Here is a 16,236-nt window from a genome sequence, read left to right on the forward strand (position 1 = left end):
CATTATAGCCAAGCTTTTAATCCATATTGTGCTTCAAGCATACCAACTGCAAGCATAGCAACTAAACAAATAACAAACACACCAATTGGGATAATGATTTTGTCGACAAAGGACAAGCGACCTGCACGCTCTTTGTCACCAATCAGACCATTGTTGTCCAGGAACATCGTCAGTGCCCAAGCAAGAACAGGGTTGGCAACAATAGATGCAAAAATACAAACCCCTGCTGCTTGTGAATCTTTAGTATCACGAACCATCTGCATACCGGCTTCTAGTAGAGGTAGAGATACACCTACTAGCAGAGCAACACGCATTACTGGCGGCCATACTGCAACATCCATAGGAAAACCAAGAATTGCCACAATAATTACGATTGAACCTAGTAAGATGGCACCACCTGGAATTGGGCGCTTAGCAATAGCTGCAGGAATCATGTAAGTACCCCAAGATGAAGTGATGTTACCACCACCTACTGCGGTACCTACCATCTGACGTACAGAACACATGGTCATGGTGTCATCAACGTCCATTAGCACATTCTCAGTCTTACGTGGGTAGTTCATCTCTTGGAAAATACGATGACCAAGGAAGTCAGGAGACCACATAGCAACAGCCAGAATTGCAAATGGTAAAGACGCAATGAAGTGTTCAACATTTGGTAAACCAAGCATCCAACCTTCTTCTGTACTGCCCCACCAGTAAACTGGGTTCAGGTTTGGTAAGCCCATTTCGGTTTCAAACTTAATATCGAAACCCGCACCAAGTATCAGAGCAATCGCCAGACCTGAGAACGCGCAGACCGGAATGGCTAACCAGCGCTTATTCACTTTTGCCAGGTAGGCATAAATAGCCACAGTCACACCGAGGACTATCAAACCGACGTAACCCATGCTGCCCGCAGCGACATCCGCAGACTGCAGTCCAGTCGCCCATTCCTGAATGGAATTAATTTGGCTGATAGTACCCGTTAAGCCGAGGAATATGAGCAATCCACCAGCGGTACCTTCAGAGGTTAAGTTGACGAGCTTGGATCCCCCTTTCAAGAAACTGAGGATGAGGCCAAATATACCGATAAGAATAGCCAGTGCCAGCGGGTGAGCACCAGCAAGTGCGATAGTACCGATCAAAGGAATCATCGGACCATGGTTACCCGCAAGGTTAGCTTTAGGGTTAAAGACACCCGATGCCAAAATACAGAAAAGGAGAGCAGGAATAAGCATTTCGACTCGCGCAATTTCAATGGCAAACTCTTTAGTCAAATGCACATGATCCCATGCTTGGGTTAGGCCCTCTGCCCATGACATCGATACGGATGAGTACATCGCAATAATACCGATGGTACCCGCAAGCGCTGGAACCAAGTCTTCAAGCTCAAATCGAAAATCGCGGCCTGGCAAGTTTAAGCCGAAGCGACGTGGCTTCATAATTTGTAGTTCGTGATCTAGGTAGTCTGAACGGCTGGCGAACTCAGATGCTGGACGATGAAGCTCACGGTAGCTTTTGGTCTCGATATCCGAATCAGAGTGCACTTTATTAACTGCTTCTGACATAGATTCCTCATATATTTAAAAGTTATGAATTCTTGATTCAGTTTTGCTGTGCTGCATCTGCGGCACATCCTATGCTCTAGCTATTATTAGATTTGTTGCACGTACATTCCGTGCCTAAGCATAGCTAATAACTTGTTGTGTTGAGGCACAAAAATTTCCTCAGATTGTGGTTGGAGTCTAACAAGATAGCTATTTAGGATGATTGATTTAGATCACTTTAAGAATTGATGTGAAATAAAACTACAGAAAGTGACAACCTAAAGGATTACTTGGTTATTTTACCTGTAAATTCATTACACAAGTTGCATAAAATTAGCAAATAGCAAGGATATATCACACAAGTAGCACGTGATCTATCAACATTCACAGAGTGTATATAAAGCTGGCTTTATTCTTGCTTTAAACGGCGAAAGACAATGGTTATGGCTATTTATTGCCGTTCAGTTTAGGAAGAATAGATGAAACAGTTTAAATTACTGCCGCTAGTGGCGATTATTTCAGGGTTTATGGTCGGTTGTGGCGGCGGCGGCGGTGGCGGTAGTGCACCTAAGACACTGTTTAACTTTACCTTTGTTGCGCCTAAGACCCAATCCTTGGCGAGTAACGGCTCATGTACGATTTACGATAGATTTACGACCAATGGTGTAGAAAATGTATTGAATTACCATGCGCTGGGCGGAGTTCTCGATACACAATTAATCGCGTTTTATTCGAATGCGTCGGGTGAACGTGTTGGAGACGTCGTCACGACAAGTAATGACAAGCTGACGATAACGCTACAGTCGATTCCTGACGAAGGCAGCGTTACTATTCAAGAGTTTAATGGCACTCTTATCAATGCTCTTACGTTTTCCAAGCAGTTATTGGCAGCAGATTCTTCACTGCGTAATGCCTATCTGTCTGTGGACGCCAATGTGAGCAACACCACTTGTTTAACCGGTAACAACGATAAAACGACAAATAAGACGAACCTCGATTACAAAGTAGCGGCAGATGCCGAAGGTAACCCATATTCTACGTTCTACTTCGATTCTCAATATGAAACCGTTACGGCAAATGAATCACGCTTCACGAAAGGTGAAACTTTATCGGCAATAAGCACTGAAAATACAATGGTTGCGCAGTACCGTACAGATTCACGTTCTTCACTTTACCAATACGGTTTTGAGGACTGGACGGATGACCGCATGGTATTTGCTGGTAATACATCTACTCCAGTGGTGAGTAGTTCAGGTATTCAGTTCTCCGCTATTGATATCGACACTATTTACAAAAACTTCTCTTATCGTCTGGCTGAAGTGGCTAAGGCGGGCTCGTTTAATCACCCAGATTCACTCAATGGTGATGTTTGGACATTTAGTGTTGACGGAACCATTGTTACTCCTGGATGGGAAGCTGGCTACACAGATGTCGTTGCTGATGACTGGAGTATTGTGGTTGATGATGCCTCACTATTTGCGGTAAGTAATACGCAAGACAGCAAACCGGGTGTTACTGATAGCCGAGTGAATTTAGGAGACAGTATCGGCCTCGGGAATGAAAGTGGGCTACAGCGAATAAGTTACCAGCAAGCGACTACGGTAGGGTCAACTCCGTATATCGTTCGTCACTCTGTCTATTCCTACATCAATGATACCGTTGTCGTACCTGATCTGGATTATTCAAGTGTCCCGTCTGGTGCACGAGATTCTCTCGCGATCTCAAAAAATTCTTTGATTTCACAAAGTTATGTTTTCACCCAAGATGAAGGTGATGTCCAAGTAGCTGATTTTCTGACGGCCTTTGCAAATGGTGATGGTACAGACACGACAGAAGATGTGCTTGGTATTGTGAAGAATGAGCAGGAAGTGCGAGCAGTAGCTAACCGCATCGCTCAAACGAAGACACTTTCGTTAGAGAGAACTGACTAACACTTTTATAATATTATTTGCCCCTCTCTGTAGGGGCTTTTTTATGCAGAATATTCACCATTAGAAGAATATAGTGCTAGATAGTGCATATTAATTTAGCTATCCTATCTAACTATTCTAATTATTTAGGTTAATCATTTGTTGCAACTTTTGGGCCATGGTGCTAATTTGTTCCGAATTAGCTAGGGCGGAGTCCCTTATCGCAGTGAAAAAACACAGGGAGTAAAGCGCATGAATGATGTACCAGCGCTAGATATAAAAGACCTGCACAAAACGTTTGGACAAAACGAAGTCCTTAAGGGAATTTCTCTTTCCGCGCACAAAGGGGATGTTATCTCCATCATTGGCTCTTCTGGTTCCGGTAAGAGCACCTTTCTCAGATGTATCAACTTGTTAGAGACACCAACCGCCGGAGAAATCTGGGTTAATGGCGAGCTTATTCAGATGAAGAATAACCGAGCTGGTGAATCTGTGCCTGCCAACGAGAAACAAGTACAGCGAATTCGTTCGCGCTTGGCGATGGTGTTCCAGGGTTTTAACCTTTGGTCTCACCTGACTGTTCTAGAAAATGTCATTGAAGCACCAGTGCATGTATTGGGTGTTCCCAAAGCTCAAGCGATTGAAAACGCAGAGATGTTACTTAAAAAAGTGGGTCTCTATGAGCGTAAAGATTATTACCCGGGACATTTATCCGGAGGTCAACAACAGCGTGCAGCTATCGCTCGTGCCCTGGCAGTTGACCCTGAGGTAATGTTGTTTGATGAACCTACATCTGCATTGGATCCAGAGCTGGTTGGTGAAGTGCTGGGAGTCATGCGGGATTTGGCTGAAGAAGGGCGTACAATGTTAGTGGTGACTCATGAAATGGCTTTTGCTCGTGATGTCTCTAACCACGTTATGTTCCTTCATCAGGGGCTGGTGGAAGAACAGGGTGAACCCGCTAAGCTGTTTACCAATCCAGATTCAGCGCGACTTAAGCAGTTTATTTCATCGATTTACTAACGATTTTTGGCGGCAGTTTTTTGCCTCCCAGGTAAACACAGCAACAAAATTAAATACATTGGAAATCACAGGAGTATGGAAATGAAAAAGTGGTTATTAGCAGCAACACTTGCTGCGACGGCTGTATCGGGTGCCGTTCAAGCGAAAGAATGGACAACAGTTCGCTTCGGTGTAGAAGGCGCTTACCCTCCATTTAGCTGGACTGAAACAGATGGCTCTCTAAAAGGCTTTGACGTGGATATGGCAAATGCGCTTTGTGAAGAGATGCAAGTTAAGTGTCAAATCGTTGCTCAAGACTGGGATGGCATCATTCCTTCTCTACTAGCACGTAAATACGATGCGATCATTGCCGCTATGTCTATTACTGAAGAGCGTAAGAAGAAAGTTGATTTCACTGGTAAATACGCCCTCATCCCGAACAAATTTATCGCGAAGAAAGGCGCTAACCTAGATTTCGATAACCTGGCGGGCAAAAAAATCGCAGTACAGCGTGCAACTACTCACGACAAATACCTGACTGACAACTACGGTGACAAAGTTGAGATCGTTCGTTACGGCTCATTTGATGAAGCTTATCTGGATCTTGCTAATGGTCGTGTTGCTGCAGTACTAGGTGATGCCTCAGCGTTGGAAGAAGGTGTTTTGAACAAAGCTGGTGGTGATGCATACGAGTTTGTTGGTCCGTCACTCACAGATCCTAAGTGGTTTGGTGAGGGATTTGGTATTGCCGTTCGTAAGCAAGATAAAGATCTCACGCAAAAACTTGACGCAGCGATTTTGTCATTGCGTGAAAAAGGCGTTTACCAACAACTTGCTGGTAAATACTTTAAATACGATGTTTACGGCGAATAAGTCGTAATTAAGCGACCGTTGGCCTGTTCCTAGAAGTAGTCGACGGTCGGTTTTTGAGTTTAGGGATTAGGAACTCACCTATGCTGGATTTACAAGGATATGAAGCTTCCATCTACACAGGAGCTTTAGTAACCATTCAAGTTGCAGTGCTCTCGCTGCTGCTTGCGGTAATTTTAGGTATGCTTGGTGCTTTGGCTAAGCTGTCACCTTACAAGTGGGCAAAAGCCATTGCCACTCTTTACACCACCATTATTCGCGGTATCCCGGATCTGGTTCTGATGATGCTGATTTTTTTTGGTGGCCAGATACTTTTGAATAACAGCCTTTATTCTATCAATGAAACGCTAAATGAGTGGTTTGCATCGAGTGATCCTAACCATGAGTGGACGTCATATCTGCCAGATTACATCGACGTGAGCCCATTCATTGCTGGTGTACTGACCATTGGCTTTATCTTTGGCGCATACATGGCAGAAACGTTCCGTGGTGCGATCATGGCCGTTGACAGAGGTGAGCTAGAGGCTGCAAAAGCCTATGGTATGAGCGCTGTTCTATCGTTTCGAAGAATCCTTTTACCTCAAATGATTCGCCACGCACTACCGGGTTTTGGTAACAACTGGCTCGTTCTGCTTAAGACAACGGCACTGGTGTCGATCATTGGTCTTGATGACATGGTGCGAATGAGCTCTTTGGCAGCCGGTTCAACCAAAATGCCGTTTACGTTCTACATGGCGGTAGCCATCATCTTTCTGGTCTTTACCAGTGTTTCAACGGGGCTACTTAAACTTGTTGAGCGTAAATTCAGTATTCATGCGAGGTAAGTTATGGATTTTTCACTGATAATTGACAGTTTGCCTATTTATCTCCAAGGACTTTGGACCACAGTATGGTTGGTGGGCATTTCACTGATCATTGGTTTATGTGTCTCCATTCCAATGGCCATTGCGAGAAATAGTACGAACTACGCAATCAGTTTACCTGCATGGGGCTTTATCTACTTTTTCCGTGGAACACCTTTGCTGGTTCAGCTCTATTTGATCTATTACGGGATGGACCAGTTCTTCCCGGTAAAAGATACGCTGTGGGAAAATGCCTGGTTCTGTGCTCTGGTTGCCTTTGTGTTGAATACTTCTGCGTACACAGCAGAGATTATTCGCGGTGCCATCAATGGATTACCTAAAGGTGAAGTTGAAGCCGCCAAAGCGTATGGAATGAGTCAGTTCAAGACTTACAAACGCATTATTTTGCCGAGTGCGTTGAGAAGGGCATTACCGGTTTATTCCAACGAAGTGATTTTCATGCTGCACGGCAGCGCGGTAGCCGGCATTGTTACCATTATGGATCTGACCGGAGCAGCACGTTTGGTGAACTCGCGTTACTACGCACCGTTTGAGTCATTCTTAACGGCTGGTTTATTCTACATGTTGCTAACGTTTATCATCCTTTGGTGCTTTAAACATGCGGAAAAACGTTTCCTCGCGTACGCAAGGCCGCTAAGTTAATATCGTTACAACGCCCAATAGAAAAGAGCGCAGGATTAACGCGCTCTTTTTGTTGGAATTTTAGTAACTTATTTGAACGTGGACCAGATAGGAGCATGGTCCGAAGGCTTCTCAATTCCGCGCAGCTCATAGTCGATACCAGACTCTGAGCACTTTTGAGCCAGAGACGGAGTCGCCAAAATCACATCAATGCGAAGGCCACGGTTGTCATCAAAGCCACGAGAACGGTAATCGAACCACGAAAAACGGTCATTCACCTCTGGATATACCTTACGGAAGGTATCTTCAAAGCCCCAGTCTAACAGCGCTTTCAGCCATTCACGTTCTTCTGGCTGGAACGAACATTTCCCCGTTTTTAACCAGCGTTTACGGTTAGGTTCACCAATGCCAATGTCGGCGTCGATAGGGCTGATGTTGATGTCACCCATGACTATCAGCTGCTCATCATTGGTGTGATGGTCATTGAGATAGGTCATCAAATCTTTGTAGAACTGGCGCTTATATGGAAATTTGGTTTCGTGGCTAATATTGTCCCCTTGAGGGAAGTAGCCGTTAAGTACCGTTACCTTTTCACCATTTTCGTCTTCAAAGGTCGCCATGATCATGCGCTTTTGATGTTCTTCGTTATCGGTTGGAAAACCTTTCTGCACACTGATAGGTTCTTGCTTACAAAGCATCGCAACACCGTAGTGCGCCTTTTGACCATGAAAATACACTTTGTAACCCATGGCTTCGACATCTGCTATTGGAAACGCTTCATCGTGGACTTTGATTTCCTGAAGCCCAATAACGTCAGGCTGGTGTTTGTCGATGAGCGCCTGGAGCTGATGCAGTCTTGCACGGAGTCCGTTGATGTTAAAGCTGATTACTTTCATATACTTTTGAACCTATTGTTATCCCTTGCAATGCCTTTTGGCTAAAGGGTTTTTGAAAACTAATAAAGTGTATTTTGATGGATGATGGCGAGGTTTGTTGAGTAACGCCGCCACTTTGTCGCCATTTTTATCGCTATACTTTGAGGCTGCTGATAGGGTTGAAATTGACTACCGACAAAAGGTGATCTGGCGTAAACCATCGTTTGTTCAATTTTGACATGACCTAGTGCCGCTTTCAAATCGAGGATATTACCGCCATTACGCATGAAAGCCCTTGCTTTAGGCTATGCATGGCTCCTTCCACTTTCCTGACAAAGTTTAATCCATGCCTCTGCAGCTTTAGAGATATATCTCTCTTGATTCCAAACCACGCCAAGTTGCCAATTGATGGAGGGCTGAATTGGTATTATCAGCAGATCTTCGTCAAGAATACGATTACATAAAGGTTGGGGAAGAAAGGTCACACCAACTCCACTTTTCACGAGAGCAACGAGAAAGTCCCACTGGCTACTACGGGCTGAAATTTGCGGAGAATACCCTGCTTGTTGGCATTGGCTCTGAATGTAATCACTCAAAGTAAATTCTTCTGTGTAGATATAGAAAGGTTCCTCTTTTAGCTCTTCCCATGAGATCGAGCTTTTTTCTGACCAAGAAGTTGTGTCAGGTAAAATGGCATGAATGGGATATTCATCAAGGACAAGGTTTGTTAAGCAATCACTATTCTGAGTCGCTAACATGGTGATTGCAACATCAAGATCGCCTTCGATAAGTGCCTGCTCAATCCTCCTGCCTCCGTATTCGACGATCGTTAGTTCTACATTCGGGTAGAGTTGTTTATATTGGCGAATTAATCCAGCGTACAGGGGACCAACCATAGGTGGGATGCCTAAGCGAAGATGACCTCGTTCTAATTTGTTGAGATCAATGAGTTCGGAGTTTAATTGTGCCATTGTCTCTAATATTTGTTTTGCCCGAAGATATACGATTTCTCCTGCATCAGTTAGCCAGAACTTTCTCCCCTCACGATGTATCAGAGGTTGTGCAACAGACTGTTCGAGACTTTGTATCATTTTGCTGATTGTTGGCTGGGTCACGTATAAATTTTCTGAAGCCCGGGTGAAACTTTTTTGATCAATGAGTTCGACAAAATAACGAAGTGATTTAATGTCCATGCTTTGCTCAATTTATCTATTAGAAAACTATTCCATTTTGGCATGCTTTTGATAATAAAAATTCACTATATGACTATTTTTGATCTGGATATAATGTGATCAAAATCTCAGAATGGAGTGAGAAGTCATGAAGGTATTTACTGGTGGATTGCTTACCTTGCTGCAAATTGGCTTGTTATCTGCGATATGGTTGATTGCCGAGTATTTGGTTAAACAGTTTAATTTTCCGGTGCCAGCTAATTTGGCTGGGATGTTGATATTACTGTTGTGTCTGTTTCTTGGTGTGATCAAAGCAAGCTGGTTACGTAAAGGTGCAACTTGGCTGTTAGCTGAAATGTTATTGTTCTTTGTGCCAGCTGTAGTTGCCGTGGTGAAATACCAATCACTGATGGAAACGGAAGGATTACGAATATTTGTTGTATTACTGATTAGTACAGTTTTAGTTTTGGGAATTACGGCTGCGGTTGTTGATCGTGTTTATCGTTTTGAGTTGCAGTTGTCCCGGAGAAAAAGCAACAGACACTACCAAAAACTGACAAAACATACGGAGCACTAACTATGTTCGAAACAGATTTTGGATTGGGTATATTGTGTTTATTGATGACGGTTGTTTTTTATTATTTGAGCAAAATACTTTATCAGCGTAAAAAAGCGATTTTTTTGATGCCTTTGTTGCTGGCGCCCTTGTTGCTAATTGTGGTCGTGTTCGCTTTTCATATTCCTTATCAATCTTATATGTCAGAGTCTCATTGGCTGTTGTGGATGCTTGGCCCTGCCACTGTTGCTTTTGCTATTCCTGTGTATGACAACCGTCGTCTTATTCAACGGCATTGGTTATCCATGTCAATTGGTGTTCTTACGTCCATTTTTGTAGCCATAGGAAGCTCTGTTTTGTTGGCCAAAATCTTTGGCCTGTCAGCGATTTTGCAAAAAAGCTTAGCAATGCGTTCTATTACGACGCCTTTTGCGGTTGAAGCGAGTAAATTGATAGGTGGTCAAGAAGATTTAACGGCATTATTTGTCGTGATGACTGGTGTCATCGGAATGGCTGTTGGAGAAGTAATTCTTACCGTTTTATCCATTCGTTCACGCTTGGGTAAGGGGTCAAGTCTGGGAGCTTCTGCTCACGGAGCGGGTACTGCAAAAGCCTATCAACTGGGAAGTTCTGAAGGGGTCATATCCAGCGTTGCGATGATGCTCGCGGGTATGATTACTGTGTTATTGGCACCCGTTATTGGCCATCTTTTATGGTAAACAAGGGTTTTCAGTTTGTACCTATTGTAGAAACAAACTGAAAACAAAACCTGAAGAAGGGAAGCTACTGTGTTTCTTTTAATTTGTTCTCTAAATCTACTTGTACGATTTTCAACGCATTTAGCGCGGTCTCAGGATCAATGTCGTTTGATTCAAGCAGGTATATGAGATCGACAGCTAACTTTATTTCTGCTGGTGCGTCCTCTAAAGACGATTTAGGTTGGTCAGACATTATTGATGTTTTTCCCTGTGAGTTATCTGGTTTTCTAGCTTCACTAATGCTGCTTCACAGCGTTCCAGTCTTTGTTCTGTCGCGAGCAAAACCTTCTGTGCCTCCGCACGCATAAAACTTGGTGCTGACTCTACGGCTCTTTGTTTATCAAGTACCATTTCTCGTAAGCGTCGCGCCCACTCCTGGTGCTGTGCCAGTTCTTGGTACAGGACATTGATAGGTTTGCGGAAGTGGCTGCTGTGTTTAATTTCGTTTTTGCGGATTTTTGTCGTCGATATCTCGCGTTGAATCGCAGCAATTTGTGCCACTAAGCGCTCGGTTAGGTATTCAGCGCGAAGTGCGGTTAACTTATCATCATTTTGTTCGCGTACGATAGCCGCTAATGTCGCTTTGGCTTCTTTTACACACGGGGTTAATAAGCGAGAACGACAACTAAAGAGACGCTCGTCAAACAGTGGCACATGATGCTCGCCTCTTTGACGATCCAGCATCGCGGCTTGCTTTGCCATCTGCTCTAAATGTTCTGAGAGTTGCTCGATGTTCATGTTAAACCTACAAACCAGGCGTCATAAGCCAATTTGATCGCAAGGATACTTACTACGGTCACAAAAACGGGACGAATGAACTTGGCTCCAAAGTGGATCGCGGAATGAGCGCCAACAAATGCGCCTGCCATTAAGCATAGACCCATCGTTAAGCCTAAGACCCAGTTGATGTGTCCTAATACAGCAAAGGTAATCAGCGACGTAAAGTTACTGGTAAAGTTCATCGCTTTGGCAAGACCAGAAGCCAGCAAGATGTTAAGGCGATACAATGCCATGGAACTCACCGTCCAGAATGCCCCTGTACCTGGACCCGCTAATCCATCGTAAAAACCGAGTGAGAATCCTTGCGCACATTGCTTTTTATGCAAAAGAGGGCAGGGTTCTGGGATCGGACTTTGATGGGTTGCGTGAGGCGTTTTATGGAAGATGGTATACAAAGCGGCTGCCAAAATGATCAATGGCAACACTTTCTCTAACCACTCTGTACTGATCGCGTCAACAAACAAAGTGCCTAATGCTGCCCCGATCAATGTAGCAATAAAGGATCTACCCCAAGACCGCGGGCGAAATAAGCGCTTTTTGTAGTAGGTGAACGCGGCGGTGGAAGAGGCAAAGGTTGCAGCAAGTTTATTCGTACCCAAAGCAATATGAGGGGGTAATCCCAAAGACAACAAAGCAGGTACAGTCAGCATGCCGCCACCTCCGGCAACCGCATCAATAAATCCAGCAACAAAAGCGACAAGCGCCAACACCAGTAACATGCCTGGCTCAATCATTTCCATAAATGGTTATTCTTCTAATATTCTATTTTACGTTTAAATGGTGGCAGCGAGTCGATTAGGGCTTTCCCATAACGTTTCGTGACGAGGCGTCTGTCTAGAATCGTTACTCTACCAGAATCCCGTTCTTTACGCAGTAATCGACCAACGCTTTGGATCAGCTTTTTGCTAGCATCCGGTACAGTGATCTGCATAAACGGATTACCGCCTTTCTTTTCTATGTACTCGGAATGCGCTTGCTCGACTGGCGAGGTCGGTACACCAAATGGTATTTTGGTAATGACCAGGTTTTCTAAAAGCTCACCAGGTAAATCAAGACCCTCCGAAAAGCTGCCTGTACCAAATAGAATGCTGGTTTTATTTGATTCTATTAGCTTTTTATGTTTTTTTAGAATTTCCTGACGTGAGCTTTCCCCCTGTATTTGCAAAGCCCAACCCCGTTTAATGAAGTCTGAAGCTAAAGCTTCCGCGACCTGGTTCATTTGCCAGTAGGAAGAGAATAATACCAAGTTAGCTTTTTTGTCTTCTAAGTACTTAGGCAAAATATCAATAAGATATTCAGTAAACTGCGGCGCGGAGGGTTCATATTTCATCACCGGAATATGCAGTTCTGCTTGGTTCTGATAATCAAATGGAGAAGCCAGGGCCAAAAATTGAGTTCCTGATTCCGCTTTACCATTAATGCCTGCTTGATGACAAAAATAGTCGAAAGAGTTTAGTGCTCTAATCGTTGCGGATACCAATACGGCTCCCACACAGCGGCTCCAAATCTGTTGATCAAGCTGCCAGCCGATTTCCAGCGGGGAAACGCTGACGACGAAGTCTCCCTCACGATCTGGATGTTTTTGTAGCCATCTCGCCAGAGGTGCGCCTTTTTCGCGTGTAGGCTCCGCCATCAGGCGCCAGACTTGGGCGAGATTTTCCAAGCGTTGAATATAAAACCCCAGCTCAGCTAATGCAGGTTCGGCCAATCTAGCGGAAAGCTCACCATCTTTGACACGTTCTGCAATAAGATCGGCTATTTTTGCCACACTTTGATTGGCTTTTTTGCTCGCTTGTTTGAGATCTTTAGATTGATTTTCTAGCCAGGAGGGCAGTTCACCATGTTCAAAGCGATAAATCCCTTCTTCAAAGTGTGCAGGGTCGAACTGCTTGGTTAATTGGCTAAGCTCTGGAATCAACGTTTGGACTGATTCTTGTAAATCGTTACGGAATCTCGCCACGCGTTTTTCATCGGCTAGTGACGAAAACTTACTAATCGACTGATTGAGCTTTTCTAACCATGCCGCAGCGCCTTTCAAACTCGCTGATGCTGAAGCATGATCGCGGGCTACATGAGGTAAATGGTGCGCTTCATCAAACACATAGATGGTGTTTTCTGGTTCTGGCAATATTACGCCACCACCCAAATCCGCATCAGCCATGACCAATGAATGGTTTGCAATGATTACGTCGTTTTTATCCAGCTCTGAGCGAGCCTTTTGAAATGGACACCCACGATGGCCCGGTAAGCTGTTATTGCAACTGTGTTTGTCACTCACTATCAACTGCCACAGTTGGTCATCGATAGGTTTCGGCCAAGAGTCGCGGTCGCCATCCCATTTGCCCTGAGCAAGTGAGCGATACATCGTCTCTAGCAACTCAATGTCTTTCTTTTTAGGTTTGGTTTCAAACATCGCCAACTGGCCGCCATCAACACCGCTGGCCGTCGCCAACTTTTCTGCACAGCAATAACGTTGTCGCCCTTTCGCGAGAATAAAAGAAAACTCTCTATCCGTTATGCGACGAAATAGTGGTAAATCCTTGTTAATGAGCTGCTCTTGTAAGGCCACGGTCGCAGTGGAGATCACCACTTTGCGATTGTTGAACACGGCGACAGGAATTACCGCCATAAGGTAGGAGAGTGATTTACCGATTCCGGTACCCGCTTCCGCAACCAGCATTCGGTTAGACTTATGATATTGACCACACAGCGTTTTGGCTATTTCTGCAACAAGATAGTTTTGGGCGCGCCTTGGAACAAAGTTATCAAGCTGTGCTTGCAGATTTTGATAACTATTGCGAATCGATTTTTGAATGTTACTGGTCAGCATACGGGCCTCAAATGCGTTGGAGACGCATAGTAGCACACATCACTAGGTGTAAGTTAGTTCACAAAATGGAATGCTTTTGTTGTGAATGTCGATCCTCTTCACAAAAAAAAATTGAACCTTAATCAAGTGAAATTAATTTCATTATATGAAAAATATAAAACTCCAAATACATGAACTCCACAGTTAATTATTCTGACTTTCTGTTTAATTAATGACCAAAACAATGATGATATTTTCGTTGTCTGCGAGTGTGTAAATTATAAAAAATCAAGGTGATTGATTGGAAGTTAATCGCATAACTAAAATAAATAAAATCAAGCGTATGATTTAAAAGGATATTTTTGTTTTTTTACATTTGGATTTATAAAATTTGACAGGCAGAATAATCTTTTGCACTCTAGAGCTCAGATTTTGGGAATGCATTGCGTAACAGTTAGTTAACGCCGCATACCAAAAAATATAAAAAAGGGAACCGGAAAAGGATATCCCAAACTAAGAAAAGGCAGTGGATTAATCATGAAAAAGACTCTTTTAGCATTAGCAGTTGCAACTGTATCTACTTCTGCGCTTGCAGCAGGCAACATCTACGATGACGGTACGACTTCATTCAACGTTAAAGGTGAAATCGATACTTTCCTAAACGCTGGCGAGCGCACAACTACAGCGTTCGATGGCACTACTAGCAAAGACGAATCTGATGTAGACGTAGATCTTTGGGCAAAAATCCAAATCGATGCTGCTCACAAACTAAACGACGACGTAACGCTATTCGGTTCGTTTGAAATGGAAAACGGCAACGGTTACGGTGCATTCAATGGTAAATTGGATGATGACAACTCAGTGTCAACTGACGACCTTTACTTCGGTGCTTACATCGGTGAGAACTTTGGTATTGCTGCTGGTGAAGTTGGTGACTTCGGTGATTCACTAGACGCAGTGACTATCGATAACACAAACGAAGGCTTCAGCTACATGGATGACTTTGTAAACTCACTTGAGAGCAAAGGTCACGCTATCTCACTGAAATACACTACTGGTGGTCTAAAACTGATCGGTGATGCTTACCTTTCACAAGAAGAAGATAACGATGTAGCGTACGGTGTGTCTGCTCAATACACATTCAACGAAATGTTTACTGCAGGCGCTACTTACCAAGACCAAGGTAACCGTGGTTTTGGCACTGATCACCAAATCATGGGTGTTGCAGCACGTTTCAACGTAGCTAACTTCGGCGCGGCAGTGAACTACATCTTCGAAGACATCGATGGTGCGGATGACCTAGAAACAATTTCTGCTGCTCTTGATTACCAAATCGACAAAGCACGTCTATACACAACATTCGGTTTCACTGAAGACGAGCACGATGGCGAGCTAAACTACTACACTCTAGGTGCTGACTACGCGGTATCTAGCAACCTACTAGCATTCATCGAATACACTGATTTCGACAATGACGCTACAGTTACTGATGTAGCTAAAGTAGAAGCAGACGGCGCAATCGCAGGTCTATACTTCACGTTCTAAGACTTGATGCTAAGTTGAGTTTTAAATACAAGGTCGCATTTATGCGGCCTTTTTGTTTTACTCAAATCTAAATTTCTTGTCTTGCAAAATAGTATGGCGGTAATCGCTGTTTGGGAGTTTGTACTGAATACTTTTGCTGTTATTCTCAGAAAAATATAAAAGTAGTGCCCTCGCTTCATCAGCCAGCAGGCGGTCAGTACTTAGGGTTGGACATAAATTCAACGATTTGATGTTGATGATTTTAAAGGTTTAAAAAATGAATCTGAATATTTGGACTACAGCATTAGCCCTTTCGGTTGTTGCTACAACGGTGAATGCGGAATCAACCGATCAGAATGGCGTATTAACAACATTTCAAGCTGAGCAAGGCGTTGAAGTCTTGTTTGTAAACAGTATAGATGCAGATGATTTATCTTCACCATTTATGCTTCCTGCGGGTAATAATCAGCTGGTTATCAGAATTGACAAAGCCATCGGTCGCGGAGACAAACGTACTCAAATTAAATCCGCGCCTTACATTATCAACGTAAACGTTGGTTCCGGAACGCTTTATATTGACTCTCCAAGCTTTCAAGATGCACGTGAAGCCGAAAAACTGTTCTCAAATGACCAGTTAGAGTGGAATGTGACACTGAATGATCAAGCCATTGATTATAAGCAATACAAAATGCCAGGTAACAAAGGCATATTCCCTTATGCGAATCTTGATCAACAGCTCGCGAAATACAATCTTGCCAATGGTTTGCCGGTTGCTAATGCCACAACAGCAGAGACTTCTGTTAGTCGTAAAGTAGACAGCCCGGAACTCAATCAAGCAAAAAATATTTATCTACAGATGTCAGACAGCGACCGCACTGAATTCCTTAAATGGTTGTCTGAGAAATAAGTCTTTATGAGGGCGGGGGGACAGAGTACTCCCGCTCTTCTAATGCCGCTCGCTACTGTA

At 43.8% G+C, this 16,236-nt stretch carries 17 protein-coding genes; 9 read left to right on the plus strand and 8 right to left on the minus strand.

Annotated features, from left to right (window positions below; translation table 11 throughout):
- Nucleotides 1-2: 2 nt before the first annotated feature.
- Complete coding sequence (locus ACWYU8_RS14775; protein WP_457520414.1) at nucleotides 3-1,550, minus strand: DUF3360 family protein; 1,548 nt, start codon at nucleotides 1,548-1,550, stop codon at nucleotides 3-5.
- A 458-nt stretch (nucleotides 1,551-2,008) separates the two neighbouring features.
- On the opposite strand from ACWYU8_RS14775, the gene ACWYU8_RS14780 reads away from it, so the two are divergent.
- From ACWYU8_RS14780 to ACWYU8_RS14800, 5 genes are all read left to right on the plus strand, one after another.
- The gene (locus ACWYU8_RS14780; RefSeq protein ID WP_457520415.1) at nucleotides 2,009-3,460 is read left to right on the plus strand and encodes a flagellar sheath protein A; all 1,452 of its coding nucleotides are present in this window, start codon (nucleotides 2,009-2,011) and stop codon (nucleotides 3,458-3,460) included.
- Between the two features lie 231 nt (nucleotides 3,461-3,691).
- Nucleotides 3,692-4,462, plus strand: coding sequence for an ABC transporter ATP-binding protein (locus tag ACWYU8_RS14785; RefSeq protein WP_457520416.1), 771 nt, complete (start codon nucleotides 3,692-3,694; stop codon nucleotides 4,460-4,462).
- A gap of 81 nt (nucleotides 4,463-4,543) precedes the next feature.
- Nucleotides 4,544-5,314, plus strand: coding sequence for an ABC transporter substrate-binding protein (locus ACWYU8_RS14790; RefSeq protein ID WP_457520417.1), 771 nt, complete (start codon nucleotides 4,544-4,546; stop codon nucleotides 5,312-5,314).
- Between the two features lie 80 nt (nucleotides 5,315-5,394).
- Nucleotides 5,395-6,135, plus strand: a complete 741-nt coding sequence (locus ACWYU8_RS14795; RefSeq protein WP_457520418.1) for an ABC transporter permease — start codon at nucleotides 5,395-5,397, stop codon at nucleotides 6,133-6,135.
- Between the two features lie 3 nt (nucleotides 6,136-6,138).
- Nucleotides 6,139-6,816 (plus strand): ABC transporter permease, encoded by a 678-nt coding sequence (locus tag ACWYU8_RS14800; RefSeq protein ID WP_457520419.1) that lies wholly within the window; start codon nucleotides 6,139-6,141, stop codon nucleotides 6,814-6,816.
- A 68-nt stretch (nucleotides 6,817-6,884) separates the two neighbouring features.
- Here the strand turns inward: ACWYU8_RS14800 and xthA are convergent, their stop codons facing one another.
- Genes xthA through ACWYU8_RS14815 form a run of 3 tightly spaced genes read right to left on the minus strand, consistent with a single transcriptional unit; the run spans nucleotide 6,885 to nucleotide 8,863 of the window.
- Nucleotides 6,885-7,691, minus strand: a complete 807-nt coding sequence (gene xthA / locus ACWYU8_RS14805; protein ID WP_457520420.1) for an exodeoxyribonuclease III — start codon at nucleotides 7,689-7,691, stop codon at nucleotides 6,885-6,887.
- A 59-nt stretch (nucleotides 7,692-7,750) separates the two neighbouring features.
- On the minus strand, nucleotides 7,751-7,957 hold the full coding sequence (locus ACWYU8_RS14810) for a hypothetical protein (protein WP_457520421.1): 207 nt from the start codon (nucleotides 7,955-7,957) through the stop codon (nucleotides 7,751-7,753).
- Nucleotides 7,958-7,975: 18 nt separating this feature from the next.
- Complete coding sequence (locus ACWYU8_RS14815; protein ID WP_457520422.1) at nucleotides 7,976-8,863, minus strand: LysR family transcriptional regulator; 888 nt, start codon at nucleotides 8,861-8,863, stop codon at nucleotides 7,976-7,978.
- 127 nt (nucleotides 8,864-8,990) lie between these two features.
- Here ACWYU8_RS14815 and ACWYU8_RS14820 point away from each other — a divergent pair, with 127 nt between their 5' ends.
- On the plus strand, nucleotides 8,991-9,419 hold the full coding sequence (locus tag ACWYU8_RS14820; RefSeq protein ID WP_065296591.1) for a CidA/LrgA family protein: 429 nt from the start codon (nucleotides 8,991-8,993) through the stop codon (nucleotides 9,417-9,419).
- A gap of 2 nt (nucleotides 9,420-9,421) precedes the next feature.
- Nucleotides 9,422-10,117, plus strand: coding sequence for an LrgB family protein (locus tag ACWYU8_RS14825; protein ID WP_457520423.1), 696 nt, complete (start codon nucleotides 9,422-9,424; stop codon nucleotides 10,115-10,117).
- 64 nt (nucleotides 10,118-10,181) lie between these two features.
- On the opposite strand, the gene rsmS is transcribed toward ACWYU8_RS14825, so the two are convergent.
- From rsmS to dinG, 4 genes are read right to left on the minus strand one after another with little or no spacing between them, the layout of a single operon-like run.
- Nucleotides 10,182-10,349 carry a pleiotropic regulatory protein RsmS gene (rsmS, locus tag ACWYU8_RS14830; RefSeq protein ID WP_440879155.1) on the minus strand — a complete coding sequence of 56 codons (168 nt, stop codon included), beginning with the start codon at nucleotides 10,347-10,349 and terminating at the stop codon, nucleotides 10,182-10,184.
- Nucleotides 10,349-10,894 (minus strand): primosomal replication protein, encoded by a 546-nt coding sequence (locus ACWYU8_RS14835; RefSeq protein ID WP_457520424.1) that lies wholly within the window; start codon nucleotides 10,892-10,894, stop codon nucleotides 10,349-10,351. The genes rsmS and ACWYU8_RS14835 overlap by 1 nt, the downstream gene beginning before the upstream one ends.
- Nucleotides 10,891-11,676 carry a sulfite exporter TauE/SafE family protein gene (locus ACWYU8_RS14840; protein WP_457520425.1) on the minus strand — a complete coding sequence of 262 codons (786 nt, stop codon included), beginning with the start codon at nucleotides 11,674-11,676 and terminating at the stop codon, nucleotides 10,891-10,893. Before ACWYU8_RS14840 ends, ACWYU8_RS14835 begins: the two co-directional genes overlap by 4 nt.
- 14 nt (nucleotides 11,677-11,690) lie before the next feature.
- A complete protein-coding gene (gene dinG, locus ACWYU8_RS14845; protein WP_457520426.1) occupies nucleotides 11,691-13,766 on the minus strand; it encodes an ATP-dependent DNA helicase DinG in 2,076 nt (691 codons plus the stop codon).
- 516 nt (nucleotides 13,767-14,282) lie between these two features.
- On the opposite strand from dinG, the gene ACWYU8_RS14850 reads away from it, so the two are divergent.
- Both ACWYU8_RS14850 and ACWYU8_RS14855 read left to right on the plus strand, forming a co-directional pair.
- Nucleotides 14,283-15,290 (plus strand): porin, encoded by a 1,008-nt coding sequence (locus ACWYU8_RS14850; RefSeq protein WP_457520427.1) that lies wholly within the window; start codon nucleotides 14,283-14,285, stop codon nucleotides 15,288-15,290.
- 256 nt (nucleotides 15,291-15,546) lie between these two features.
- Nucleotides 15,547-16,176, plus strand: coding sequence for a DUF2057 family protein (locus ACWYU8_RS14855; protein WP_457520428.1), 630 nt, complete (start codon nucleotides 15,547-15,549; stop codon nucleotides 16,174-16,176).
- Nucleotides 16,177-16,236: the final 60 nt, after the last annotated feature.

This window comes from Vibrio limimangrovi, assembly GCF_054064025.1.